Source organism: Agromyces sp. Root1464, from assembly GCF_001427265.1.
Taxonomy (GTDB): Bacteria; Actinomycetota; Actinomycetes; order Actinomycetales; family Microbacteriaceae; genus Agromyces; species Agromyces fucosus.
This window is the reverse complement of the sequence record NZ_LMFU01000003.1, coordinates 446,946-472,651: the sequence shown is the minus strand read 5'-3', so window position 1 is coordinate 472,651 and position 25,706 is coordinate 446,946. Positions and strand designations below refer to the sequence as shown.

Annotated in this window: 21 protein-coding genes and 1 riboswitch; of the genes, 10 read left to right on the top strand and 11 right to left on the bottom strand. The window is 70.2% G+C overall.

Going from position 1 to position 25,706, the window contains the following annotated elements; translation table 11 throughout:
* Nucleotides 1-1,914, bottom strand: a complete 1,914-nt coding sequence (locus ASD23_RS17735) for an anthranilate synthase family protein (RefSeq protein ID WP_056014573.1) — start codon at nucleotides 1,912-1,914, stop codon at nucleotides 1-3.
* Between the two features lie 188 nt (nucleotides 1,915-2,102).
* Between ASD23_RS17735 and ASD23_RS17730 the strand changes: the two genes are divergently transcribed.
* Entirely contained in the window at nucleotides 2,103-2,924 is an 822-nt protein-coding gene (locus ASD23_RS17730; protein ID WP_056014570.1) for a putative protein N(5)-glutamine methyltransferase, read from the top strand.
* 45 nt (nucleotides 2,925-2,969) lie between these two features.
* Here ASD23_RS17730 and ASD23_RS17725 read toward each other — a convergent pair whose 3' ends face one another.
* The gene (locus ASD23_RS17725; RefSeq protein ID WP_056014568.1) at nucleotides 2,970-3,620 is read right to left on the bottom strand and encodes a phosphoribosyltransferase; all 651 of its coding nucleotides are present in this window, start codon (nucleotides 3,618-3,620) and stop codon (nucleotides 2,970-2,972) included.
* 266 nt (nucleotides 3,621-3,886) lie between these two features.
* Here ASD23_RS17725 and ASD23_RS17720 point away from each other — a divergent pair, with 266 nt between their 5' ends.
* The gene (locus tag ASD23_RS17720) at nucleotides 3,887-5,617 is read left to right on the top strand and encodes a substrate-binding domain-containing protein (RefSeq protein ID WP_056014565.1); all 1,731 of its coding nucleotides are present in this window, start codon (nucleotides 3,887-3,889) and stop codon (nucleotides 5,615-5,617) included.
* A gap of 130 nt (nucleotides 5,618-5,747) precedes the next feature.
* Here the strand turns inward: ASD23_RS17720 and ASD23_RS17715 are convergent, their stop codons facing one another.
* The 7 genes from ASD23_RS17715 to ASD23_RS17690 form a co-directional block, all read right to left on the bottom strand.
* Nucleotides 5,748-7,205 (bottom strand): DHA2 family efflux MFS transporter permease subunit, encoded by a 1,458-nt coding sequence (locus ASD23_RS17715; RefSeq protein ID WP_056015008.1) that lies wholly within the window; start codon nucleotides 7,203-7,205, stop codon nucleotides 5,748-5,750.
* Between the two features lie 241 nt (nucleotides 7,206-7,446).
* Nucleotides 7,447-7,575, bottom strand: a complete 129-nt coding sequence (locus ASD23_RS19405; RefSeq protein ID WP_268753238.1) for a hypothetical protein — start codon at nucleotides 7,573-7,575, stop codon at nucleotides 7,447-7,449.
* Nucleotides 7,572-8,717: a cysteine desulfurase family protein gene (locus ASD23_RS17710; RefSeq protein WP_056014562.1), complete on the bottom strand. Its 1,146-nt coding sequence runs from the start codon at nucleotides 8,715-8,717 to the stop codon at nucleotides 7,572-7,574. The genes ASD23_RS19405 and ASD23_RS17710 overlap by 4 nt, the downstream gene beginning before the upstream one ends.
* Nucleotides 8,714-9,568, bottom strand: coding sequence for a carboxylating nicotinate-nucleotide diphosphorylase (gene nadC, locus ASD23_RS17705; RefSeq protein ID WP_056014554.1), 855 nt, complete (start codon nucleotides 9,566-9,568; stop codon nucleotides 8,714-8,716). Before nadC ends, ASD23_RS17710 begins: the two co-directional genes overlap by 4 nt.
* Entirely contained in the window at nucleotides 9,568-11,103 is a 1,536-nt protein-coding gene (gene nadB, locus ASD23_RS17700; RefSeq protein WP_056014552.1) for an L-aspartate oxidase, read from the bottom strand. The genes nadC and nadB overlap by 1 nt, the downstream gene beginning before the upstream one ends.
* Before the next feature lies 1 nt (nucleotide 11,104).
* Nucleotides 11,105-12,460 carry a quinolinate synthase NadA gene (nadA, locus tag ASD23_RS17695; RefSeq protein WP_056014549.1) on the bottom strand — a complete coding sequence of 452 codons (1,356 nt, stop codon included), beginning with the start codon at nucleotides 12,458-12,460 and terminating at the stop codon, nucleotides 11,105-11,107.
* A complete protein-coding gene (locus ASD23_RS17690) occupies nucleotides 12,457-13,188 on the bottom strand; it encodes an NUDIX hydrolase (protein WP_056014546.1) in 732 nt (243 codons plus the stop codon). Before ASD23_RS17690 ends, nadA begins: the two co-directional genes overlap by 4 nt.
* Before the next feature lie 166 nt (nucleotides 13,189-13,354).
* Nucleotides 13,355-13,473: riboswitch (glycine riboswitch) on the top strand.
* Nucleotides 13,474-13,637: 164 nt separating this feature from the next.
* Between ASD23_RS17690 and gcvT the strand changes: the two genes are divergently transcribed.
* The 3 genes from gcvT (at nucleotide 13,638) to gcvP (ending at nucleotide 18,165) form a co-directional block, all read left to right on the top strand.
* A complete protein-coding gene (gene gcvT, locus ASD23_RS17685) occupies nucleotides 13,638-14,822 on the top strand; it encodes a glycine cleavage system aminomethyltransferase GcvT (protein WP_056014543.1) in 1,185 nt (394 codons plus the stop codon).
* Nucleotides 14,823-14,887: 65 nt separating this feature from the next.
* Nucleotides 14,888-15,259: a glycine cleavage system protein GcvH gene (gene gcvH, locus ASD23_RS17680; protein WP_056014540.1), complete on the top strand. Its 372-nt coding sequence runs from the start codon at nucleotides 14,888-14,890 to the stop codon at nucleotides 15,257-15,259.
* Between the two features lie 8 nt (nucleotides 15,260-15,267).
* Nucleotides 15,268-18,165, top strand: a complete 2,898-nt coding sequence (gcvP, locus tag ASD23_RS17675; RefSeq protein WP_056014537.1) for an aminomethyl-transferring glycine dehydrogenase — start codon at nucleotides 15,268-15,270, stop codon at nucleotides 18,163-18,165.
* Nucleotides 18,166-18,297: 132 nt separating this feature from the next.
* On the opposite strand, the gene ASD23_RS17670 is transcribed toward gcvP, so the two are convergent.
* Nucleotides 18,298-18,513: a hypothetical protein gene (locus ASD23_RS17670; RefSeq protein WP_056014534.1), complete on the bottom strand. Its 216-nt coding sequence runs from the start codon at nucleotides 18,511-18,513 to the stop codon at nucleotides 18,298-18,300.
* Nucleotides 18,514-18,707: 194 nt separating this feature from the next.
* Between ASD23_RS17670 and ASD23_RS17665 the strand changes: the two genes are divergently transcribed.
* Nucleotides 18,708-19,175 (top strand): hypothetical protein, encoded by a 468-nt coding sequence (locus tag ASD23_RS17665; RefSeq protein WP_157377154.1) that lies wholly within the window; start codon nucleotides 18,708-18,710, stop codon nucleotides 19,173-19,175.
* Here ASD23_RS17665 and ASD23_RS17660 read toward each other — a convergent pair.
* On the bottom strand, nucleotides 19,121-19,885 hold the full coding sequence (locus ASD23_RS17660) for a CPBP family intramembrane glutamic endopeptidase (RefSeq protein ID WP_082571634.1): 765 nt from the start codon (nucleotides 19,883-19,885) through the stop codon (nucleotides 19,121-19,123). The genes ASD23_RS17665 and ASD23_RS17660 overlap by 55 nt on opposite strands.
* A gap of 206 nt (nucleotides 19,886-20,091) precedes the next feature.
* Between ASD23_RS17660 and ASD23_RS17655 the strand changes: the two genes are divergently transcribed.
* From ASD23_RS17655 to ASD23_RS17640, 4 genes are all read left to right on the top strand, one after another.
* Nucleotides 20,092-21,714, top strand: a complete 1,623-nt coding sequence (locus tag ASD23_RS17655) for a peptide ABC transporter substrate-binding protein (RefSeq protein ID WP_056014523.1) — start codon at nucleotides 20,092-20,094, stop codon at nucleotides 21,712-21,714.
* Between the two features lie 187 nt (nucleotides 21,715-21,901).
* Nucleotides 21,902-22,831: an ABC transporter permease gene (locus ASD23_RS17650; RefSeq protein ID WP_056014520.1), complete on the top strand. Its 930-nt coding sequence runs from the start codon at nucleotides 21,902-21,904 to the stop codon at nucleotides 22,829-22,831.
* Nucleotides 22,821-23,774 (top strand): ABC transporter permease, encoded by a 954-nt coding sequence (locus ASD23_RS17645; protein WP_056014517.1) that lies wholly within the window; start codon nucleotides 22,821-22,823, stop codon nucleotides 23,772-23,774. Before ASD23_RS17650 ends, ASD23_RS17645 begins: the two co-directional genes overlap by 11 nt.
* Entirely contained in the window at nucleotides 23,771-25,561 is a 1,791-nt protein-coding gene (locus ASD23_RS17640) for a dipeptide ABC transporter ATP-binding protein (protein ID WP_056014514.1), read from the top strand. Before ASD23_RS17645 ends, ASD23_RS17640 begins: the two co-directional genes overlap by 4 nt.
* Nucleotides 25,562-25,706: the final 145 nt, after the last annotated feature.

The window sequence follows — 25,706 nt, the reverse complement described above, 5'->3', positions numbered from 1 at the left end:
TCACGCCCGCGAAGACGCCTCGCGCAGCCCTCCGGCTGGTACGTCGACGGCGACCGGGCCGAGGAGCACGTCGAGGAGCCGCGCCAGCACCTCGAGCCCATCGGGTGAGAGCACCGATTCGAGGTGTCCCTGCACCGAGGCCACCCGCGGTCCGCGGAGCGCATGCACCACACCCGTCGCGGCATCCGATGCCGCCTCGAGCTCGAGGGCCGGGGTGATCGAGCCGTTCGGCGCCATCGCCGCGAAGGTGTTGTAGAAGCCGACCGCCGCCGGCTCGCCGAACAGGTCGACGTCGAGTTGCACGCCCTGCCGCGGCGCGGGCAGCGGCGCGATCGGCAGGCCCGCGAGGGTCGCGAGCACCTGGTGGCTGAGGCAGACGGCGAGCATCGGCGCGCCGCTCTCGAGCCGCTCGACCATCAGCTCGCGCAGGCGCGCCAGCCGAGGATCGGTCGAGCTGCGCGGGTCGCCGGGCCCCGGGCCGAAGACCACCAGGTCGTCGGATGCCTCGGGCACGGCCTCGTTCCACGGCACGACCCGCGCCTCCAGGCCGAGGTGCCGCAACTGGTGGGCGAGCATCGTCGTGAAGTCGTCGCCGGCGTCGATGACGAGGGCCTTCGCGCCGCGCGACGGGTGCGCCGCCTGCGGCGCGCTCCAGAACCGCGCGAGGTGGTCGTTGCGCGAGTCGAGGAGCGTGGCGATGCGGTCGTCGTCGCGAGCACCGTCGCCGAGGGCCGATGCGCCGACCGTGCTCGACGTCGGCGTCGCGTCCGCTCGCGGAATGACCCCGAGCGCCGTCAGGACGCCGGCCGCCTTGGCGTGCGTCTCGGCCACCTCGCCGTCCGGGTCGGAGTGCCGCACGAGCGTCGCCCCGACGGGCACGCGCACCCCGCCCTCGCCGTCGACGTAGGCCGTGCGGATGAGGATGGGCGCATCGAGGTCGTAGCCGCCGGCTCCCGGCGTGAAGCGCGCCAGCACGCCCGCGTAGTATCCGCGGGCGGTCGACTCGTGGCGCGCGATCACCGTGCAGGCGTTGCCCATGGGTGAACCCGTCACGGTCGGCGCGAACATCGTGAGCCGCAGCACCTCGCGGGGGTCGAGGTCGCTGCGTCCCTCGAGCAGGTACTCGGTGTGCGTGAGCCGCGACATCCGCTTCAGGAACGGACCCCGGATGCGCCCGCCGTCGGGGCACACCGCGCTCATCATCTTGAGTTCTTCGTCGACGACCATGACGAGCTCCTCGCGCTCCTTCACGTCGCCGAGGAATGCGACGAGGTCGTCGTCGGCGGGCGGCCCCGCGAGATGGCGGAAGGTGCCGCTGATCGGATTCATCGAGACGACCCCGTCGATCGACGACACGTGACGCTCGGGTGTCGCACCGACGGTCGAGAGACCTGGCGTGTGCATCGCGAACGTCCAGTAGGCGCCGGCCTCGTGCTCGAGCAGGGCGCGCAGCCAGCCGAGCACCGCATGCGCGGCGGATGCCTCGATGCGCCCCGTGAACTCGCGCCGGATCACGAAGTTCGCGCCCTCGCCCCGACCGATCTCGTCGTCGATCACCCGCCGCACCCGATCGGCGTACTCGGCATCGCTCACGTCGACGGCGAGGTCGTCGACGGCGATCGGATGCTCCGGCAGCATTCCGATCGCCACGTCGAGGCCGATCGTCTCCCGCTCGCGCACGACGAGGCAGCGGAGCGGAGCCCCATCGTCGTGCGCGACGAAGCCGCGCTCGCGCACCTGGCGGAACGGCACGAGCGCCAGCACCTCGGCACCGTCGAGCGGGATGTCGGCGAGGCGGTCGACGTCGACGACGTCGCCGACGAGCACGTCGAGCGTCGGTTCGTGCTCTCGGCGCACGACGGCGAAGGGCGCGGGGTCGGTCGCGGCGAGCAGTGAGGCGAGCAGTCGCGTCATGGGATTCTCCGGTCGGGCCCTCGGGCGCCACCCTCCGCATACGCGAAAAGACCGCCCTCGGGCGGTCAAAGTACGTCGAAACGCGTGGCCGCCTAGGAGGCGGGCCACCAGTTCTGGTTCGACGAGGTCATGTCGAGGACTCTAGCATCGGCTCCGCCCCGGACGTCGCGCCGATACGATTCCGAGTGATGACCACAGAGACTGGATTCGAGATCGTGGCCCGCCTGCGCGCCGCCGGATGCGTGTTCGCCGAGGACGAGGCGGCCCTGCTGCTCGAGACAGGCGCAACGGGTGCCGAACTCGAGGAGCTGGTCGAGCGCCGTGTCACCGGCGAACCCCTCGAGCAGGTGCTCGGCTGGGCGGAGTTCGCGGGCCTCCGCATGCGCGTGCTGCCCGGTGTCTTCGTGCCGAGGCGCCGTACCGAGTTCCTGGCAGCAGAAGCTGCGAGCCTCGCGAAGCGCGCCGCGGAGGCCGCGCCGGTCGGCTCCGAGCACCCCCCTGTCGTGGTCGACCTCTGCTGCGGCGTCGGCGCCATCGGTGCGGCGATCGCGGATGCCGCCGGGCCGCTGCACCTCGTCGCGGCCGATCTCGACCCCGTGGCGGTGCAGGCGGCGCGGCTGAACCTCGAACCGATCGGCGGGCTCGTCTTCGAGGGCGATCTCTACGACGCGCTGCCCGCCGAACTGCGGGGCCGCGTCGACGTGCTCGCCGTCAATGCCCCGTACGTGCCGAGCGAGGCGATCGCCACGATGCCGCCCGAGGCGCGCGACCATGAGGCCCGCATGGCCCTCGATGGCGGCGGAGACGGGCTCGACGTGCATCGCCGGGTCGCGGCATCCGCTCGCTCGTGGCTCGCTCCCGGTGGTGCACTGCTGATCGAGACGAGCGTGGGTCAGGCTCCCCTCGCCGCCGCATTCTTCGACCTGGCCGGCCTCGATGCTCGAATCCTGCACGATGACGAGGCCGACGCGACCGTCGTGGTCGGGGTGCGCGCCGCCGATCGGGCATAGGGAAGCCCGACCGAGCGGCCGATCAGTGGCCGTCGCCCGCGCGCCTCAGTCGCCGGCCCGCGCCGCCGCGAGCAACTCGGCCACCTGGGCGTCGGTGGTCTGCGCGAAGTCGAGGTAGTGCATGCCGACGGCCATGAAACCCGGCGGCACCGACAGGCAGACGATCTCGTCGACCGCCGGGTCGGCGGCGAGCGATCCGATCGAGTCGGACGCGCCGACCGGAACGGCGAGCACCACTCGAGTGGCCCCGCGGGCTTTCGCGACGACCGCCGCGACTCGTGCGGTGGCGCCCGTCGCGACGCCGTCGTCGACGATCACCGCCGTGCGGCCCTCGAGTGAGATCGGCGGCTCGCCGCCTCGGAACCGGGCGACCCGAGCGTCGAGTTCGGCCCGCTCGACGCGTTCGATGTCGCGCAGTTCGCCGGGGGAGACGAACACGGAGTCGACGATGTCGTCGTTCAGCACTCGAGCGCCCTGTTCGCCGATCGCGCCCATCGCCACTTCGGGTTGTCCGGGGACCCCGAGCTTGCGCACGACGAGCACGTCGAGCGGGGCGCCGAGCGCCGCCGCGATCGGTGCCGCGACCGGCACTCCGCCGCGAGGCAGGCCGAGCACCACCGGCTGCCCGAGATCGACGCCCGCGAGTGCCGCGGCGAGTCGCCGCCCGGCGTCGGTTCGATCCTTGAAGTGCTCCATGTCGTGCGCCCGTCGAGCCGTGCACCGGCCCGTCGATCGCGACCGTTCGGCTCCCTTCCATGCTCCCACCACTCCGCCGCACCGCCAAGGGGATCCGGACCGCCCCGGGTGGAACGCAGTCCGCCAGTGGCCCGTGAACACGGGGCGAATCCGAGTGAAGTTCGCGTCTTGCAACTCGTCGCTTACACTGAACCAAATCCCTCCCCGATCTGGGGAACCCGAACTGAGGATTCGACGAGGCCCCCACTCGTCGGCTTGGAGTGTCCGTGGGACGTCACAGTGAAGCGGCAACGGCGAAGCAGCCGGGCCGCAGACTCATCCTGTCCATCATCGGTGCAGTCGTCGTCGTCGGACTCGTGTCATCCGGCGTCTTCCTCTGGGTCGGCGGCTACCTGAACCCCCTCTTCGCGTCGGCCGAAGCCGGTTGCACCGAGACCGAGCAGCTCTCCGTCGTGGCCGACACGTCGATCGCCCCCGCGCTGACCGAGATCGCCGAGAAGTTCGACGCGAACTCCGATCTCTGCGTGACGACGGAGATCACCGCGCAGGACTCGGCCGACACCGCCGCCGTCGTCGCCTCGGGCGGCGAGGAGTCCGATGCCTGGATCCCCGAGTCGAGCGTGTGGCTCGACCGCATGAACGCCACCGCCACCTCGCTCGGCCAGTCGCCGCCCGAGGTCGACGTGCGCGAGTCGATCGCCTCGTCGCCCGTCGTCTTCGCCGGGGCCTCGACGAAGGCCACGGAGCTCGCGGCCGAACCGGTGAGCTGGGCCCGAGTGCTCGGCGGCACCCTGCCCACGATCCTGCCCGACCCCGAGGCGTCCGCTGCGAGCCTCGCCGGGCTGCTCGCCCTGCGCGGCCACTCATCGCCCGACGACCCGCGACAGTTCGCCGGCGCGATGATCGAGCTCGGCAAGTCCATCCCCGCATCGACGGGCGCCGCGTTCGGCACCGTGAGCGCATCCCAAGATCCCGCGGTCGTCGTCACAAGCGAGGCGCAGGTCGCCGCGTACAACCTCGACGACCCCGCTGAGGCGCTCGTCGCCGCCTATCCCGTCGACGGCACGGTGTCGCTCGACTATCCGTTCGTGAGCATGTCGGCGCGTGACGACGCGGCCGAAGACGATGCGGCCGCCGAAGCCGATGCCGACGCCGCCCCGGCGGAGACGCCGGTCGCGACGCGCGGCGAACTGCTCGACGCCTTCGAGGCCGCGGTCCGCGAGAGCGCGAAGACGCTGGCGGCCGCCGGCTTCCGGGCGCCCGACGGCACCGGCGAGCTCGACATCACCGGCCTCGGTGCGGAAGCCCCCTCGGCGACGGCGGCGCTCGACGGCGCGGCCCAGCTCGAGATCCTTCGAGCCTGGTCGGTGCTGACGCTGCGCTCGCGGATGCTCGCCGTGATCGACGTGTCGGGATCGATGGAGGAACCGGCCGAGAACGGCCTGCGCCGCATCGACATCTTCCAGCAGGCCGCCGTCGGCGCGATGCAGAAGTTCTCGGGTGAAGTCGAACTCGGCGTCTGGGTGTTCTCCACCGCACGCAACGGCGACCTCGACTACGAAGACCTCTCGCCCATCGCACCGCTCGGCGATGCCGCGCACTCGCAGGAGATCGCCGGCATCATCCAGTCGCTGCCTGCCAGGCTCGGCGGTGCGACCGGCCTCTACGACACGACGCTCGCCGCAGTGCAGCGGGTGCGCGAGACGTACGACCCCGAGAAGGTCAACTCGGTGCTGCTCTTCACCGACGGCAAGAACGAAGACGAGAACGGCATCGACCTCGACACGCTCCTCGCCGAGCTCGCGAAGATCGACGACCCCACCAAGCCCGTGCCCGTCATCATGATCGGCTTCGGACCCGACACCGACCTCGCCGCCATGCAGCGCATCGCGCAGGCGACGAAGGGAGCCGCGTACTCGGCCTCGAAGCCCGAAGACCTCGGCACGGTGCTCGTCGACGCCCTCTCGCAGCGCAGCTGCCGCCCGAACTGCGGCTGACCACCTCGCAGCGCGGCTGCCGCCCGAACTGCGGCTGACGTTGGTGTTCGCGAAGGCGGAGTTCACGCCGACGCGGTGAACGACGAAGGGGGCCCGGCAGATGCCGGGCCCCCTTCGTACTGCGTGGAGGTCAGTGCGCCGCCGGGGCGCCCTCCATCATGTCGGCCGGCTTGCGCACGAAGAACGCGCCGACGATCGCCAGGAGCGAGAGGATCGCGCCCACCATGAACGCCGAGCGGATGCCGGACGCCGCCGCGGCCTCGGCCGTCGCGCCGGCCGTGGTCGCGGTCAGCGACTGCGTCGCCATGATCGTCACGAACAGCGCCGTGCCGGCCGCGCCGGCCACCTGCTGCACGGTGCCGACGATCGCGGATCCGTGGGAGTAGAACTTCGGGTCGACCGAGCCGAGCGCCGAGGTGAAGAGCGGCGTGAACATGAACGCGAGACCGGCCGACAGCACGATGTGGGCGACGAGCAGCAACCACGGCGAGGTCGTGTCGGTCACGAGCGTGAGCGACCAGAGCACGCCGCTGACGACGAACGCACCGGGTACGAGCAGCGGCGTCGGGCCGAGGCGATCGAAGAGCCGGCCCACGGTCGGACCGAGCAGGCCCATCGTGAGACCGCCCGGCAGCAGCAGCAGGCCGGTCATGATCGGCTCGAGGTGCAGCACGTTCTGCAGGTAGATCGGCAGCAGGATGATCGTGCCGAACAGCGCCGCCATCATGATCGTCATGAGGCCGATCGAGATCGAGAAGTTGCGCGACAGGAACGTGCGCAGGTCGAGCAACGCCCGGTCGTGCTTCTGCAGGATCAGCTGTCGCCAGATGAACGCGCCGATGGCGATCGCGCCGACAGCGAAGGCGATCCACATCGGCGCAGCGCCGAAGCTGCTGCCGGCGGTCTCGGCGCCGATCTGGCTGAGCCCGTAGACGAGCCCGCCGAAGCCGAAGGCCGACAGCACCACCGAGAACACGTCGATCGGGATCTTGCGGGGCTCGCTGACGTTCTCGACCCGGCGGATGCCGATGATGAGCATCGCGAGCGCGATCGGCAGCACGAGCCAGAACATGAACCGCCACGAGAGCGAGTTCAGGATGAGGCCCGAGATGGTCGGGCCGATCGCCGGAGCCACCGACATCACGATCGCGACGCGGCCCATGAGTCGGCCGCGGTCGCTCGGGGCGACGAGGGTCATGAGCGTCGTCATGAGCAGCGGCATCATGATCGCCGTGCCGCTCGCCTGCACGACCCGGCCGACGAGGAGCACCTCGAAGCCCGGAGCCATGGCCGCGATGAGTGTGCCCGTCGAGAAGAGGCTCATGGCGGCGATGAAGATCGGCCGCGTTGCGAAGCGCTGCAGCAGGTAGCCGGTGATCGGGATGACGACGGCCATCGTCAGCATGAACGCGGTGGTCAGCCACTGCGCCTGGGAGATGGAGATGCCGAGGTCGACGACGAGGTGCGGGATCGCCACGCCCATGATCGTCTCGTTGAGGATGACGACGAAGGAAGCGGCGAGGAGGAGCCAGATCACCCGGTTGTTTCGGGCGCCGTGCAGCGCCTCCACATCGGAGTGCTCGTGCATGGTGAGGTCGCCGGCAGGGGCGACCTCGAGGTCACGGAGTTCAGGAACGGCGCGTTCGGTCAAGGAATATTGGTCCAATCGATGTCGGCGCAGGGCTGCGCCGGAGAATTGCGTCGAATACGTTGGTCAACCCGCGTCGGGTGACTCGCTATTCCCCGATTCCGACATCGATCGGAACGCATGGAACCGAGCGCTCTCGACGAGCGCCGGCCTGCTGGGAAACTCGGTCGCGCGGGGCGGCTTACGGAGCCGGAGCCGGGCCGTCGGTGGGAGTCGGCCGGGGGAGCCAGCCCTCGAGGAGCTGCTCTTCGGGAGCGAGCTCGTTCTCGATGCGCCGCTCGTCAGCCTTGTCAGCAGGTGTTTCGCTCATGTCGCCACGATACCGCGCACCGCAGACACGGCACGAGCGACGGATGCCGCGGCATCCGCCAGCTCTTCGGCCGTGTTCTCCGCGCCGAGCGTGAAACGCACCGCTGTCTGGGCGAGTTCGGTCGGCAGTCCGACGGCAGTGAGCACGTGGGAGGCCTCGTCGCTGCCGGCCGCGCACGCCGATCCGCTCGAACAGACGATGCCGTCGCGCTCGAGCTCGAGGAGCACGGCCTCGCCGCTGGTGCCCGGGAAGACGAACGAGACCGTGCCCGGCAGGCGGTGCTCGGGATCGCCCGTCGGCTGCGCGCCCGGAACCGTCGCCGCGATCGTCGCCGTGAACGCCGAGCCGAGTGCGGCGACGTGCGCCGCGGCATCCGCTCGCTCGGCCTCGGCGAGGCGCAGCGCCGTCGCGAAGGCGACCGCGCCCGCGACATTCTCGGTGCCCGACCTGCGCCCGCGTTCCTGCCCGCCGCCGTGCAGCACCGGCTCGAGCTGGAGCCGGCCGCGCACGATGAGCGCGCCAGTGCCCTTCGGAGCGCCGACCTTGTGACCGGCGAGCGAGAGGGCGTCGACGCCGAGCACGTCGAGTGAGATGGGGAGCCAGCCGGCCGCCTGCACGGCATCGGTGTGCATGAGGGCCCCGGCGGCGTGCGCGACCGCGGCGAGTTCCGCGATCGGCTGCACCGTGCCGATCTCGTTGTTCGCGAGCTGCACCGAGACGAGGGCGGTGTCGGGCCGGATGACTCGGCTGAGCGCCTCGGGCGAGACGAGGCCGCCCGCGTCGACGGCGACCTCGGAGACCTCGAAGCCGTGCACGCGGTCGAGGAATGCCGCGGACTCGAGCACCGCCTCGTGCTCGATCGGGGAGATCACGAGGTGGCGCCCGCGGGGGTTCGCGAGCGCGAGGCCCTTCACCGCGAGGTTGTCGGCCTCGGTGCCGCCGCTCGTGAAGACGACGTCGCCCGGTCGGCATCCGGCGACCGCGGCCACCGTCGCGCGAGCCGCGGCGAGGGCGCGGGATGCCTCCTCGCCCAGCGCATGGTGGCTCGACGGGTTGCCGAACGAGCCCGAGAGGAACGGCCACATCGCCTCGAGCGCCTCTCGGCGCACGGGCGTCGTTGCCGCGTGGTCGAGGAAGATCACGTCGAGACCGTCACGTCGAGGCCGAGGTCGAGCGAGCGCACCGAATGGGTGAGGGCACCGACCGAGATCACGTCGACACCGGTCGCCGCGATCTCGCGCACCGTGTCGAGGGAGACGCCGCCGGAGGCCTCGACGATCGCCCGGCCCGCGATGAGGGCGACGCCCGCGCGCAGCCCATCGGGAGTGAAGTTGTCGAGCATGACGGTGTCGGCCCCGCCTGCGAGCACCGCCTCGACCTGGTCGAGCCGGTCGACCTCGACCTCGAGGTGGGCGGTGTGGGGCATCCGCTCGCGTGCGGCCCGGAGCGCGGTCGCGAGGTCGTGGCCGCCGGCTGTCAGCACGGCGAGGTGGTTGTCCTTCGCCATCACCGCGTCGGAGAGCGAACGGCGGTGGTTGCGGCCGCCGCCGTCGCGCACGGCCTGACGTTCGAGGCTGCGCAGGCCCGGCGTGGTCTTGCGGGTGTCGACGATGCGCGCACTGGTGCCGATCGTCTCCGCGACGTACCGGGCCGTGAGCGTCGCGATGCCCGACATGCGCTGCACGAGGTTCAGGCCGACGCGCTCGGCGCGCAGGATGCCGCGGGCCGGACCGCTCACGCGGGCGAGCACCGCGCCTGCCTCGAACGGCTCGCCGTCGACCGCGAGAGCCTCGACGACGATGGCCGGATCGATGAGGCGGAAGGCCGCGGCGAAGACCTCGATGCCGCTCAGCACTCCCGGCTCGCGCGCCACGAGCTCGGCCGCCGCGGGGGCCGTCACCGGGATCAGCACCTCGGAGGTCAGGTCGCCCCACGGGGCGTCCTCGTCGAGCGCCGCGCCGACGATGCGGTCGATCTCTCTCAGGTCGGTCATCAGGCGGCCTCTCGTTCGAGTGCGGTGGGTTCGTGCAAGGTGGCGGGGACGACGACGTTCGGGTCGTCGGTGCGGAAGTGCGCGCCGCAGCTCGTGCGCCGGGCCCGGGCGGCGGCGACGGTCAGGCGGGCGAGATCGAGCAGGTTGCGATCCTCCGCACTGCGGCGGTCGACGGGGTCGAGTGCGTGCCACGCATTGAGCCGAGCGGATGCCGCCGCCAGCCCCTCCTCGTCGCGCTCGAGTCCCACGTGGCTCCACATGAGGGCCTGCAGCTCGTCGCGATCGACGGGCGCACCGTGCACGACCTGGGCGGATCGTGCAGGCGTTCCGGCCACCGCGGCCTCGGACGCAGCGGCTGCTCGCGACGCCTCCGACGCGGTGATCGCCCGAACCGCTCGGTCGGCGAACACCGCCGCCTCGAGCAGCGAGTTCGACGCGAGTCGGTTGGCACCGTGCACGCCGGTGCGGGCGACCTCGCCGATCGCGAAGAGTCCGGGCACGCTCGTGCGCCCTTCGAGGTCGGTCGCGATGCCGCCCATCGCGTAGTGCGCGGCCGGCGTGACCGGCACGGGCTCACGGGCCCAGTCCAAGCCGGCAGCTCGTACGACGGCGTCGAGGCCCGGGAAGCGGCGGGCCAGCTCCGCGCCGCCGAGCGCCGTGGCGTCGAGCACCACCGGTGCACCGCCCTGCTCGAGCGATCGCCGCCAGACCGCGCGGGCCACGACGTCGCGCGGGGCGAGTTCGCCGCGTGCGTCGACGTCGAGCATGAAACGGCGACCGCTCTCGTCGCGCAGCACCGCGCCCTCGCCGCGCACGGCTTCGGAGATGAGCGGAGTGCCGGGGGCGGCGAGCGCCGTCGGGTGGAACTGGGTGAACTCGAGGTCGGCGACGCGCGCGCTGGCACGCCAGGCCGCGGCCACTCCGTCGCCCGTTGCGACCGCCGGGTTCGTCGTATGCCGGAAGAGGCATCCGCTGCCGCCGGTGGCGAGCACGACCGCGTCGGCGCGGCGCTCGACGACGGCTCCTGAAGCCCCGAGCAGCTGCGCCCCGACGACGTGCCCGCCCTCGACGAGGAGGTCGACGAGCATCGTCTGCTCGTCGATCGCGACGGCTCGGCGCCGCACGGTGGCCACCAGGGCGTGCTCGATGGCCGCGCCGGTGGCGTCGCCGCCGGCGTGCAGCACGCGGGCGCGCGAGTGTGCGGCCTCGAGTCCGCGCTCGAGTCCCGACTCGCCCCGATCGAATGCGACACCGAACCGGATGAGGTCGCGCACGCGGTCGGGGCCCTCGTCGACGAGCACGCGCACGGCGGCCGGATCGGCGAGCCCGGCCCCGGCCTCGATCGTGTCGGCGAAATGACGCTCGGCGGAGTCGTCGGGGAAGAGCGCTGCAGCGATGCCGCCCTGGGCATAGCGCGTATTGCCCTCGGCGAGCTCGGCCTTCGTGACGAGCTCGACGGTGTGCCCGGCATCGGTGGCCTTCACGGCGGCCCAGAGGCCGGCGATGCCGCCCCCGATCACGAGCACGCGCGCCATGTCAGGCTCCCGCGACGGGCTGCGGAGCCGCTGCCGGCGGCTTCGCCGCGAGCATCCGCTCGAGGGCCACCCGCGCGGGCTCGGCCACGTCGTCGGCGACGGTGATGCGGTTGACGACGCGGCCCGCGACGAGCTCCTCGAGCACCCAGGCGAGGTACCCGGGGTGGATGCGGTACATCGTCGAGCACGGGCACACGACGGGGTCGAGGCAGAAGATCGTGTGCTGCGGGTACTCGGCCGCGAGGCGCTGCACGAGGTTGATCTCGGTGCCGATCGCGAAGGTCGAGCCCGCGGGGGCGGCTTGGATCGCCTTCACGATGAAGTCGGTCGAACCCGCGGCATCCGCTGCGTCGACGACGGGCATGGGGCACTCGGGGTGCACGATGACCTGCACGCCGGGGTGGTCGACGCGGGCCTGCGCGATCTGGTCGACCGTGAACCGGCGGTGCACCGAGCAGAAGCCGTGCCACAGGATGACCCGGGCTTCGCCCAGTTCGCCCGCCGTGTTGCCGCCGAGCGCCTTGCGCGGGTTCCACATCGGCATCTGCTCGAGGGGCACGCCCATGGCCTTCGCGGTGTTGCGGCCGAGGTGCTGGTCGGGGAAGAAGAGCACCCGCTGCCCGCGCTCGAACGCCCACTCGAGCACCGTCTTCGCGTTTGAGGAGGTGCAGACGATGCCGCCGTGGCGCCCGACGAAGCCCTTGAGGGCCGCCGACGAGTTCATGTAGGTCACCGGGATGACGGGCACGCGCCCCGAGGCATCCGTCGCCGTCAGGTCGCCGTAGACCTCTTCGAGCTGCTCCCAACACTCCTCGACCGAGCTCTCGTCGGCCATATCGGCCATCGAGCAGCCGGCGGCGAGGTTCGGGAGGATCACGGCCTGCTCGGGCGTCGAGAGCAGGTCGGCGGTCTCGGCCATGAAGTGCACGCCGCAGAACACGATCGCCTCGGCGTCGGGCCGGGTGAGGGCGGCGTTCGCGAGCTGGAACGAGTCGCCCACGAAGTCGGCGTGCTCGATGACCTCGTCGCGCTGGTAGAAGTGGCCGAGCACGACGGCGCGGTCGCCGAGGGTCGCCTTCGCGGCGCGGATGCGCGCGTGCAGCTCGTCTGCGGAAGCCGTGCGGTACGACTCGGGCAGTGCGCCCTGCCGGGGCGAGCCCGTGGGGATGACGTCGCCCATCGACGACCCGGGCCCGTACGAGACGGGGCCCGCGTCGAACTCCCAGGGGCCCTTCGCGAGTTCGGGCGAGCACGATGCGCCTGTGGCGGCACCCGCCTCGATGAGGCGGATGGTGCGGTCGACGGATGCCGCCGCTCGCGTGTCGTCGGTCTGCAGGTCGTCGATCGAGATGGTCATGATGCCGGTCGCTCTCTCAGGGATTCGGTTCGCACGGTCGGGTCGGGGTTCGCCCCGGCGAGGGCGGTGGAGTCGTAGCGGTAGAGCTTCGGTGGTCGGTTGCGTGCGCCGGCCAGTCGCTCGCCCGTCTCGCGCAGCCGGCCCGAGGCGAGCATCGTGCGTCGGAAGTTCGCGGGATCGAGCGGGCGCTGCAGCACCGCTTCGACGACCTCGCGGAGCTCGGCGAGCGTGAAGGTCTCGCCGAGGAAGGCGTGCGCGATCTGGGAGTACTCGACCTTGGTGCGCAGCCGCCAGAGGGCGTACTCGATGATGCGGTTGTGGTCGAACGCGAGCCCCGGCAGCGTGTCGGCCGGCACCCAGCGGACGTTCGGCCCTGCGGTCGCCCGGGCTGCCTCGTCGCTCTGCACGAGCGCCCAGTAGACGACGGAGACCACGCGCACCCCGGGGGAGCGGTCGACCTCGCCGAACGTGTACAGCTGCTCGAGGTAGGTAGGGGCGAGGCCGGTCGTGAGCCGCAGGGTGCGGGCAGCTGCCGCTTCGAGTTCTTCTGCGGGCGGCAGCCAGCCGCCGGGCAGGGCCCAGAGGCCGAGCTGGGGTTCGCGAGTGCGGCGCACGAGCGGGGTCCAGAGCACCGGGTGGCCCGAGCGGTCGGGTCGCAGCGCGAAGATCACCGTGGAGACGGCGAGTCGCGTCGGCGCGTCGCCATCGGGCTCGGTCGGGTGCGGCATCCGGCACCTCCGCTCTTTTGGTCAGACTGACTCGAACTCGGTCGACAGCAGCTTACAGTCATCCTGACCAGAACACGAACCCGCTGTCGTCGGATCACAGCCGATGCCCAGCCGCCGCGGAAGCGCCCCGCTGCTAGGATCGGAGCACAATCTCATACCGGGCCATCGACGCGTCGCGGGAGAGCCGGTCAGCGCCAACCGAAGTACGAACGGACAGCGCCCGACCGGCACCGAAGGAGCAAGCCTCCCCGCCAATCTCTCAGGTCACCACACCGCGATGACGAGGCCGCTCTGAAAAGTGGATTCCGCGACGGCTCGCGGCCTCCCGCCCACGGTGAAAGCGCGCCAGCGTGAAACTCTCAGGCTCATGACAGAGGGGGAGTTCCCACACGGCACGCTTCCGCGACCGTGACAACGCCGGCGTTCGCCGGCACGTCTGGAGAACTCTCGTGACCAACGAACCCGGTACCGCAAGCCTCGAATCGTCGAGCTCCGAGCGCCGCAGCCCCCTCGACGCCGTGCATCGCGCCGCAGGCGCGAGCTTCACCGACTTCGCGGGCTGGCAGATGCCCGTGCGCTACTCCAGCGACCTCGCCGAGCACCACGCCGTGCGCACCGCGGCCGGGCTCTTCGACCTCTCGCACATGGGCGAGATCGTGCTCATCGGCCCGCAGGCCGCCGCCGCGCTCGACCACGCGCTCGCCGGCAAGCTCTCGGCCATCGAGATCGGGCAGGCCAAGTACTCCCTCCTGCTCGCCGACGACGGCGGCATCATCGACGACCTCGTCGTCTACCGCACCGGTGACGACCGCTACATGGTCGTCGCGAACGCCTCGAACGCGGCCGTCGTCGCCGACGAGCTCCGCACCCGCGCGACGGGCTTCGACACGATCGTCTCCGATGAGAGCGACGACGTCGCGCTCATCGCCCTGCAGGGCCCCGACGCCCGAGCGGTGCTGCTCGAGACGCCGGGATTCGGCGTCGAGGGGCCGGGCAACGACGAGGAGGACTTCGACGCGAAGCTCGAGGGCCTCAAGTACTACCGCGCCTTCCCGGCGACCTTCGAGGGCGAGCCCGTGCTCGTCGCGAGAACGGGCTACACCGGCGAAGACGGCTTCGAGCTCTACCTCGCCCCCGAGCGCGCGACGCGTCTGTGGGAGGCGCTCGCCGAGACCGGCGGGCCCCGAGTCACGCCCTGCGGCCTCGCGAGCCGCGACACGCTGCGCCTCGAGGCGGGCATGCCGCTCTACGGCCACGAGCTGAGCCGCGACATCCTGCCCGTGCAGGCCGGCCTCGGCCGCGTCGTCGCCCTCGCCAAGCCCGACGAGTTCGTCGGTCGCGCCGCGGTCGAGCAGGGCCCCGCAGCGGATGCCCCGGTGCTCGTCGGCCTCGCGGCGGAGGGCCGCCGGGCGCCCCGCGCCGAGTACGAGGTCTTCGACGGCGCCGATGCCGATGCCGCGCGCGTCGGTGTCATCACGAGCGGGGCGCTCTCGCCGACGCTCGGCCACCCGATCGCCATGGCCCTCGTCGCGCCCGACGCCGCCGAGCCGGGCAGCGAGCTCTTCGTCGACGTCCGCGGCACGCGAGTCGCGGCATCCGTCGTCGCCCTTCCCTTCTACAAGCGCACCGCCTGACCGCCGGCCGGCTCGACCGGCACCACGCACACCGCACTCACCGCACGACTCACAAGGAGCACGCCATGACCGACCAGACCGCACTGCACTACACCGAAGAACACGAGTGGATCGCCCTCGACGGCGACGTCGCGACGATCGGCATCACCGACTACGCCGCCGAGAAGCTCGGCGACGTCGTCTTCGTCGAGCTGCCCGCGGCCGGCACGACCGTGACCGAGGGCACCGTCGTCGGCGAGATCGAGTCGACGAAGTCGGTCGGCGAGCTCTTCGCCCCCGTCAGCGGCGAGGTCGTCGAGGCCAACCAGACCGTCGTCGACTCGCCCGAACTCGTCAACAGCGACCCGTTCGGCGAGGGCTGGCTCATCAAGGTGAACGCCTCGAGCCTGCCGAAGTTCCTCACGCACGCCGAGTACCGCGCACTGGTCGGAGAGTAAGCACCACGATGACCACCCCCATCTCCTCCGCATTCGACCTCGACGCCTTCGGGCGCCGCCACATCGGCACGAGCCCGAGCGACCACGGGCTCATGCTCGCCGAGCTCGGCTACGACTCCCTCGACGCCCTCATGGCCGCCGCGGTGCCCACGTCGATCCGCATGGGGGAGGTGCTGAACTCGGCGATCCCGGCCGCAGCCACCGAGCGCGAAGCGCTCGCCGAGCTCGCGGCGCTCGCCGAGCAGAACACCGTGCGCACCTCGATGATCGGCCTCGGCTACTACGGCACCGTCACGCCGTCGGTCATCCAGCGCAACGTGCTCGAGAACCCGAGCTGGTACACGGCCTACACGCCGTACCAGCCCGAGATCTCGCAGGGCCGCCTCGAGGCGCTCATCAACTTCCAGACGATGGTCACCGACCTCACGGGCCTCGACACCGCCAATGCGTCGATGCTCGACGAGGGCACCGCGGTCGTCGAGGGCATGCTGCTCGCGCGCCGCGCCTCGAAGTCGACCTCGAACCGCTTCGTCGTCGACGCCGACGCCCTGCCCCAGACGCTCGCGCTCCTACAGTCGCGCTCGGAGGCGGTCGGCATCGAGCTCGTCGTCACGTCGCTCGACGAGCAGACGGATGTCGCCGCCTTCGGCGAGCACTTCGGCCTCTTCGTGCAGTACCCGGGCGCATCGGGCCGCGTGTGGAACCCGGCATCCGTCATCGCGGCCTCGAAGGCGCAGGGCGGCCTCGTCGTCGCCGCCGCCGACCTGCTCGCGCTGGCACTCATCACGAGCCCGGGCGAGCTCGGCGCCGACGTCGCCGTCGGCACCTCGCAGCGCTTCGGCGTGCCCATGGGCTTCGGCGGGCCGCACGCCGGCTACATGGCCGTGCGCAAGGGCCTCGAGCGGCAGTTGCCGGGCCGGCTCGTCGGCGTCTCGAAGGACGCCGTCGGCGCGCCCGCGTACCGCCTCACGCTGCAGGCGCGCGAGCAGCACATCCGCCGCGAGAAGGCGACGTCGAACATCTGCACCGCCCAGGTGCTGCTCGCCGTCATGGCGTCGATGTACGCCGTCTACCACGGGCCCCGCGGCATCCGTCACATCGCGGTCTCGACTGCGGCGAAGGCGACTGCGCTCGCCGAGGTGCTGACCGGCTACGGCCTCACCCTCGCGCACGACAGCTACTTCGACACGATCCGCGTGCACGTGCCCGGACTCGCCGGCAACATCGTCGAGCGCGCCCGCGCCCTCGGGGTCAACGTGTGGGAGGCCGACGAGGCGACCGTGCACGTCGCGGTCGACGAGACGACGACGGAAGCCGAGCTCTCGCTCGTGGCACAGGCGTTCGGGCTGCCCGAGCGCACCGCGGTCGAGATCGAGACCTCGAGCCTGCCGGCCGTCGCGAGCGGCGAGCTGCGTCGCACGAGCGGCTACCTCGAGCACCCCGTCTTCAACACGCACCACTCCGAGACGCAGATGATGCGGTACCTGAAGACCCTCGCCGACCGCGACTACGCGCTCGACCGCGGCATGATCCCGCTGGGCTCCTGCACGATGAAGCTCAACGCCGCGACCGAGATGCAGTCGGTCACGTGGCCCGAGTTCGCGAACCTGCACCCCTTCGCACCCGAGGCCGACGTCGTCGGCACGCTCGGCCTCATCGAGCAGCTCGAGACCTGGCTCGCCGAGGTCACCGGGTACGACACGGTCTCGCTGCAGCCGAACGCGGGCAGCCAGGGTGAGCTCGCCGGCCTCCTCGCGATCCGCGGGTACCATCACGCCAACGGCGAGACGGAGCGCACGGTGTGCCTCATCCCGTCGAGCGCCCACGGCACCAACGCGGCATCCGCCGTGCTCGCCGGCATGCGCGTCGTCGTGGTGGCGACCGACGAGCTCGGCAACGTCGACCTCGACGACCTGCGCGCGAAGATCGCCGAGCACGCCGAGAGCCTCGCCGCGCTCATGATCACCTACCCCTCGACGCATGGCGTCTACGAGCACGAGGTGAAGACCATCACGCAGGCCGTGCACGACGCCGGCGGCCAGGTCTACGTCGACGGCGCGAACCTCAACGCCCTGCTCGGCTTCGCCCGCTTCGGCGACTTCGGCGGCGACGTCTCGCACCTGAACCTGCACAAGACGTTCTGCATCCCGCACGGCGGCGGCGGCCCCGGCGTCGGCCCGGTCGCGGCCAAGGCGCACCTCGCGCCCTACCTGCCGGGCCACCCGATGGCTCAGCGCGCCGACCACTCAGGCGGGGTCACGCACGACGGCGGGCCGGTCTCGGCGGCGCCGTACGGCAGCCCGTCGATCCTGCCGATCTCGTGGGCCTACGTGCGCATGATGGGCTCCGAGGGGCTCAAGCAGGCGACCGCGTCGGCGGTGCTCGCGGCGAACTTCGTGGCCTCGCGCCTGCGCGACCACTACCCGGTGCTCTACACGGGCGACAACGGCCTCGTCGCGCACGAGTGCATCCTCGACCTGCGCCCCCTCACGGCGGCGACGGGCGTGACCGTCGACGACGTGGCGAAGCGCCTCGTCGACTACGGGTTCCACGCGCCGACGATGTCGTTCCCGGTCGCGGGCACGCTCATGATCGAGCCGACCGAGTCCGAAGACCTGGCCGAGCTCGAGCGCTTCGTCGAGGCGATGGTCGCGATCAAGGCCGAGGCCGACGCCGTCGCCGCGGGTGAGTGGCCCGCTGATGACAACCCCCTCGTGAACGCACCGCACACCGCGGAGTCGGTCATCGCCGGGGAGTGGACCCACGCCTACACCCGCGAGCAGGCCGTGTACCCGGTGCACTCGCTCGTGCGGGGCAAGTACTGGGTGCCCGTGCGCCGCATCGACCAGGCCTTCGGCGACCGCAACCTCGTGTGCGCCTGCCCGCCGGTCGAGGCGTTCGCGTAGCGAGCGGAGCGGATGCGTCGAGGAAGCAGAGTGGCGGCGCTTTCGCCGTTTGTGGTCACGGCGTTCGCGTAGCGAGCGATTCGGAGCCGATCGCCCCCGCACTGGAGGCATCGGCGGATGACGTGCTCGCGACTATGCGGGGCGCGGTGCCGCGTGGCGGCCGCGCTCCGTGTACGCGCGAGGGGCGCGAGCGGGCGCTGACGGTGCGCCTGCGACCGTCACGAGGGCAGTGCGACGCGCGGTGACGCGTTCGTGCGCCGCGGTGATCTCGGCTTCGGTCGCGAGGAAGCGACGATCCGAGGCGCGTGCGGCGAGACGGCCTGCGGTGAAGGCGGCGGCGAGTGACATGATTCAGCTCCGACTCTGTGTGCGGCGGTGCCGGTCGGCGCCCGCGTGGCGAGGGATGGCCCCATGCTCTCGAGCCGCACGATCCGCCGGATCAGGGCGACCCCGATGCGCACCCCCGGGAGTACACTGAGGTTCTCTCGAATTCACCCACGGGTTCGTCAGGGCCCGGGTTCTCTCGAAGCGGAGGGGGCATGATGTCCGTCGATCTCTTCACGGTGCTCACGACCGTCGGGTTCGTTGGGTTCCTCGTCGGCACTTCGATGCTCGCGGGCCGCGGCCTCGGGCTCGAACAGCGCGCGGGCCTGCTCGAACGACGCGACCCCGCCACGGCGGAGGCGCTGCGACGCGCCCAGTCGATCACCGACTTCTCGAGCGGCAGCGTCTTCGGCGACGAGGGCTTCTACTCGCCGGTGTGCACGCCGTCCCGGCGCAGCGGTCTCGACATGGCGCGGGTGCGGGGCACCGACTCCGACTTCCGCGTCGAGGTCGCCGAGGAGGCCCTGCCGCCGATGCCGACGACCGTGGTGGCGCTCGGGAGGAGCGAGCACGTGCCGCGAACACCGCGCACGTGGCATCCGGTGCGCACGGACCAGCCCGCTCGACCGGCTCAGCCGGCCGAGACGGCGAAGAGCTCCGGCCACCAGCCGACCGCGAGCGGGTAGCCGATGAACGACGCGATGTCGAGGATCCAGTGCGCGATGACGAGCGGCATCGTGCGACCCCAGCGCTGGTAGCACCACCCGAAGACGACGCCCATGGCGACGTTTCCGACGAACGGCCCGAATCCCTGGTACAGGTGGTAGGTGCCGCGCAGCACGGCGCTCGAGAGGATCGTCGCCCACGGGCCGACGCCGAGCTCCCTGAATCGCGTGAAGAGGTAGCCGACGACGATGACCTCCTCGGTCAGCGCAGCTTCGAGCGCCCGGAACACGAGGATCGGCACCGTCCACCACAGCCAGTCGGCCGGTGAGGCCTCGACCGCGACGGTGATGCCTCCTGCGCGGCCGAGCGCGTAGAGCGCGAGCCCCGGCACGCCGATGGCGAGCACCAGCAGCACACCGGATGCCGCGTCGCGACCCGGCCTCGTCAGGTCGAGGCCGATGCGGCGGAACGGGTTCGTGCCGGGTGCCCAGAGCAGGTACAGCACGAGTGCCACGGCGAAGAGACCGAAGAAGACGTCGAGGAACTGGTACGTGAAGTCGAGCCATTCGCGCGGTGCGCGAGACGGGTTCAGTGCGACCGTCTGCTCGCCGAGCGGCGTCTCGGCGGTCACCTTCGCGACGATCGACACGATCGAGTAGACGGCGGATGCCCCGAGCGAGAGACCGAGCACGATGACGACCTCGAGCCGCAGCCGCCATGCAGAAGACATGCGGCAATCATCGCATGAGCGGCTCAGACGCAACATTCGTGCGGATTCGCGACGGAATCCGCCGAGGTCCGTGTCGCTAGGTTGCGCGTCGGTAACGGTTTGCCCTTCTGGTTTGCTTACCGGGGGTCCGGTTCATAGTCTCGATCTACCAGCGCTCCAGCGCGGCCACGAGCCGTGTTGTCGTCGCATATCTCACAGGAGGAACATTGAAGATCAAGAGAATCGGCGTTGCAGCCATTGCTCTTGCTGCCGCCGGCGCATTGACGCTGTCTGGCTGCACGAGCGGCGGTGCTGACCCGTCGGCCCCTGCTGGCGATGCCACCGCGGTCATCACGACCAACGGCTCCGAGCCCCAGAACCCGCTGATCCCCACCAACACCAACGAGGTCGGTGGCGGCAAGATCCTCGACGCGATCTTCGCGGGCCTGGTCTACTACGACGCCAAGGGTGCTGCGCACAACGACGTCGCCGAGTCGATCGAGACCGACGACGCGCAGAACTACACGATCAAGCTCAAGGCCGACCAGAAGTTCACGAACGGCGAGCCCGTCACCGCGAACTCCTTCGTCGACGCCTGGAACTACGGCGCGGACACGGCCAACGAGCAGCTCTCGCAGTACTTCTTCGAGTCCATCGACGGCTTCAGCTACGAAGAGTCCGTCCCCGAGCTCCCGGGCCTCGAGGTCGTCGACGACACGACCTTCACGGTCAAGCTGAAGCAGCCCGAGTCGGACTTCCCGCTGCGCCTCGGCTACTCGGCCTTCTACCCGCTGCCCGAGTCGGCATTCGAGGACCTCGCGGCCTTCGGTGAGAGCCCGGTCGGCAACGGCGCGTACATGCTCGACGGCGAAGACGCCTGGAAGCACAACGAGAAGATCGACCTCGTCGTGAACCCCGACTACGACGGCCCCCGCAAGGCGGTCAACGGCGGACTCGACATCATCTTCTACGCCTCGCAGGACGCCGCGTACGCCGACCTCCAGGGCGGCAACCTCGACGTGCTCGACGCGATCCCCGACTCGGCTCTCGCGACGTTCGAAGACGAGTTCGGCGACCGTGCGATCACCCAGGCGGCTGCGATCTTCCAGTCGTTCACGATCCCCGCGCGTCTGCCGCACTTCTCGGGCGAAGAGGGCAACCTCCGCCGCCAGGCGATCTCGATGGCGATCAACCGCGACGAGATCACCGACGTGATCTTCGCCGGCACCCGTACCCCGGCGCACGACTTCACGTCGCCGGTCATCGACGGCTACTCGGAAGAGATCCCCGGCTCCGAGGTTCTCGACTACAACCCCGAAGAGGCGAAGAAGCTGTGGGCCCAGGCCGACGCGATCGCTCCGTGGGACGGCACCTTCAAGATCGCCTACAACGCTGACGGTGGCCACCAGGCCTGGGTCGACGCTGTGGCGAACGGCCTGAAGAACGACCTGGGCATCGACGCCGCCGGCGACCCGTACCCCACGTTTGCTGAGGCTCGCACGAAGATCACCGACCGCACCATCCAGACGGCATTCCGTTCGGGCTGGCAGGCGGACTACCCGGCGCTCTTCAACTTCCTCGGCCCGCTCTACGGAACCGGTGCCGGCTCGAACGATGGCGACTACTCGAACCCCGAGGTCGACACGCTCCTGAAGGAGGGCCTCGCGGAGACCGACATCGCCGCCGCGAACGAGAAGTTCCAGGCTGCACAGGAGATCCTGTTCCAGGACCTCCCCGCCGTTCCGCTGTGGTACTCCACGGTCAACGGTGCTTGGAGCGAGGTCGTCAACGACGTCGAGTTCGGTTGGAACTCGGTGCCGCTGTACTACCAGATCACCAAGAGCGAGTAATTCCCGATCAAGGACGACTCGGGGTTAGACTCTGAGGCGCCCGTGGGGCGGCAGCCGAGCAGGCTGCCGCCCCACTCCCACGTATCCACGGTGTTCACCTGATCGGCGTAGCATCGTGGAGTCGAACTCGCACAACGGTGAGGTTTCTTTCAACATGTCCACATTCGCAGAACGCAGGGCCTGATCCATGGCCGGCTATATCCTGCGCCGACTGCTGCAGGCGATCCCTGTCCTGCTCGGCACCACGTTCCTGATCTATTTCATGGTCTTCGCCATGCCCGGCGATCCGATCGTCGCGCTGTTCGGCGACAAGACCCCGCCCCCGCAGGTCATCGAAGCCCTGCGCGAGCGCTACCACCTGGACCAGCCGTTCATCGTCCAGTACTTCATCTTCCTCGGCAACATCTTCAAGGGTGACCTCGGCGTCTCGTTCTCGGGTCAGCCCGTCTCCGAGATCCTGATGGCCACGTTCCCGGTGACGTTGCGACTCGCAGCGATGGCCGTGTTCTTCGAAATGGTCGCCGGCATCTCGATCGGCCTCATCTCGGGCCTTCGCAAGGGCGGCATCTTCGACGCGAGCGCACTCGTCGTGAGCCTCATCCTCATCTCGCTGCCGATCTTCGTGCTGGCGTTCGTGATGCAGTGGTTCTTCGGCATCTATCTGGGGTGGTTCAGAACCACCGTCGGCCCGGGCGCGCCAACGCAAGACCTGATATTGCCGGCCATCGTGCTGGCCACCATCAGCTTCGCCCAGATCGTCCGACTGACGCGGGCGTCGGTCATCGACACCGACGGTCAGGACTTCGTTCGCACTGCCGCGAGCAAGGGCCTGACCCGTGGGCGCATCGTCCCCGTGCACATCCTGCGCAACTCGCTCATCCCCGTGGTCACCTACCTCGCCGTCGACTTCGGCACCTTGATGGTCGGCGCCACGGTGACCGAGGGCATCTTCAACGTGCCGGGTGTCGGCCGCACGCTCTACCAGGCGATCATCCGAGGCGAGGGACCGACCGTCGTCTCCTTCGTGACGATCATGGTGCTGATCTACCTCGTGGTGAACCTGCTGGTGGATCTCCTGTACGCCGTTCTCGACCCGAGGATCCGTTATGCCAAGTAAGACCAGACCAGACCAGCAGCACTACGTCGCTCCGCTCGAAGAGACGCCGCTCGTCGCCATCGACTCGGTCAAGGCCGAGGGCAAGCCCTCGAACCTGTGGACCGACGCCTGGAACGACGTGCGCAAGCGCCCGATGTTCTGGATCTCCTCCGTGCTGATCCTCCTCGTCGTGGTCGTGGCGCTGTTCCCCGGCCTGTTCACGCAGACGCCGCCGAACAACGACTGCCTCCTCGCGAACAGCAACGCGGGTCCGACCGAGGGACACCCGCTCGGCTTCACCAAGCAGGGTTGCGACATCTACTCGCGCATCATCCACGGCACGTCGACGTCGCTGGCCGTCGGCCTCATCGTCACGTTCCTCGTGGCGCTGCTCGGCATCGTCTTCGGTGCGTTCGCGGGCTTCTACGGCGGATGGCTCGACTCGGTGCTCTCGCGCCTGGGCGACATCTTCTTCTCGATCCCCTACATCCTCGCCGCCGTCGTCATCATGTCGGTGCTCTCGGCCTACCGGAACGTGTGGGTGATCTCGCTCGCGATCGGATTGTTCGCGTGGCCGGCAACCGCCCGTGTGCTCCGAGCCGAGATCCTCCGGGTGAAGAACGCCGACTTCGTCATGGCCTCCACGGCCCTCGGCGTCTCGCGATTCCGCATCCTCGTGCGCCACGTGCTGCCGAACTCGATCGCACCGGTCATCGTCATCACGACCATCTCGCTCGCCTCGGCGATCGTCGCGGAGGCGACCCTGTCGTTCCTCGGCGTCGGATTGCCGACCGACATCATGTCGTGGGGCAACGACATCAGCCAGGCCCAGACCTCGCTGCGCACGGCGCCCCAGACGCTGATCCTGCCGTCGATCGCGCTGTCGGTCACCGTGCTGAGCTTCATCATGCTCGGCGAGGTCGTGCGCGATGCGCTCGACCCGAAGGCGAGGGCACAGCGATGAGCCAGTCCTCGAACGCGACGAACCAGGCTTCGAACGGATCGAACGTGCAAGCAGAACGCGCCGACGGCGCAGAGCGACCGCTCCTCGAGATCAAGGATCTCCAGGTCGGCTTCAACACCCAAGACGGTCTCGTGAAGGCCGTCGACGGGGTGAACATCACCCTCTACCGCGGGCAGAGCCTCGCGATCGTGGGGGAGTCGGGTTCGGGCAAGTCGACGACCGCGCACGCGATCATCAACCTGCTCCCCGGCACCGGGCACATCTCGGGCGGTCAGATCCTCCTCGACGGCCAAGACCTCACGAAGGCCTCGGCGAGAGAGATGCAGACCGTCCGCGGTCGCAAGATCGGCTTCGTCCCGCAGGACCCGATGTCGAACCTCAACCCCGTGTGGTCGATCGGCTTCCAGGTCGAAGAGGCGATCAAGGCCAACGGCATCGCCACCGGCCGCAAAGAGGTCAAGAAGCGCGCCATCGAGGTGCTGAAGCAGGCCGGCCTCGGCGATGCCGACCGTCGCATGCGTCAGTTCCCGCACCAGTTCTCGGGCGGCATGCGCCAGCGCGTGCTGATCGGCATGGGGCTCGCGGCCAACCCGCAGCTCCTCATCGCCGACGAGCCGACCTCGGCGCTCGACGTCACGGTGCAGCGGGTCATCCTCGATCACCTCGAATCGCTCACGCGCGAACTCGGCACGACACTGCTGTTCATCACGCACGACCTCGGCCTCGCAGCCGAGCGCGCCGAGCAGCTCGTGGTCATGTACAAGGGCCGTGTCGTCGAATCCGGTCCGTCGGTCGACATCCTGCAGAACCCGCAGCACCCGTACACGCAGCGACTCGTCGCCGCGGCGCCGAGCCTCGCCTCGCGTCGCATCCAGGCGACGGGGTCGATCTCCGCGGCCGAGTCCTCGATGACCGAGGGCGCGGCAGCCGTCGCGGGCGACTCGATCGACCTGATCGCGACCGCCGAGGCTCGTGCCGAGGCCCTCGCGGCCGCTCCGGCGGCGCCCCCGGCGATCGTCGTCGAAGACCTCACCAAGGTCTTCAAGATCCGCGGCTCGGGCGACTTCACGGCGGTCGACAAGGTCTCGTTCCAGATTCCCAAGGGCTCCACCATGGCGCTCGTCGGCGAGTCGGGCTCGGGCAAGTCGACCGTCGCGAAGATGCTGCTGAAGCTCGAAGACGCGACGAGCGGCAAGATCGTCGTCGGCGGCAAAGACCTGGCGAGCGTGACCGGCAAGGAGCTCTTCAACCTCCGCAGCCGCATGCAGCCGGTCTTCCAGGATCCGTACGGTTCGCTGAACCCGCTGCGCAACATCGGCAACACCATCTCGGAGCCGCTCTTCACGCACAAGGTCGGCACCAGCGCCTCGCGTCGCGAGCGGGTCTACGAGCTGCTCGACCAGGTGTCGCTGCCGCGCACGCTCATCAGCCGCTACCCGAACGAACTCTCGGGCGGCCAGCGCCAGCGCATCGCCATCGCGCGTGCGCTCGCGCTGAAGCCCGAGATCGTGGTGCTCGACGAGGCCGTGTCGGCGCTCGACGTGCTCGTGCAGGCGCAGATCCTGCGCCTGCTCGCCGATCTGCAGGCCGAGCTCGGGCTGACGTACCTCTTCATCACGCACGACCTCGCCGTCGTGCGCGTCATCGCCGACCACGTCTGCGTGATGCAGAAGGGTCGCATCGTCGAGGCGGCGACCACCGACGAGGTGTTCGACAACCCGCAGGAGCAGTACACGAAGGATCTCCTCGCGGCGATCCCGGGTGCGGGCATCGAGCTCGGCGCCTAGCCACCGAGCAGTTCGAGAACGACGCGAGCGCCCGGCATCCGATCACTCGGAGGCCGGGCGCTTTCGCGTTCTCAGCTTCACAGGCGCGCGACAGGGTACGCTTGAGGGGCGCACGCCGTCACTGCGGCATCCTGCGCTCCCCACA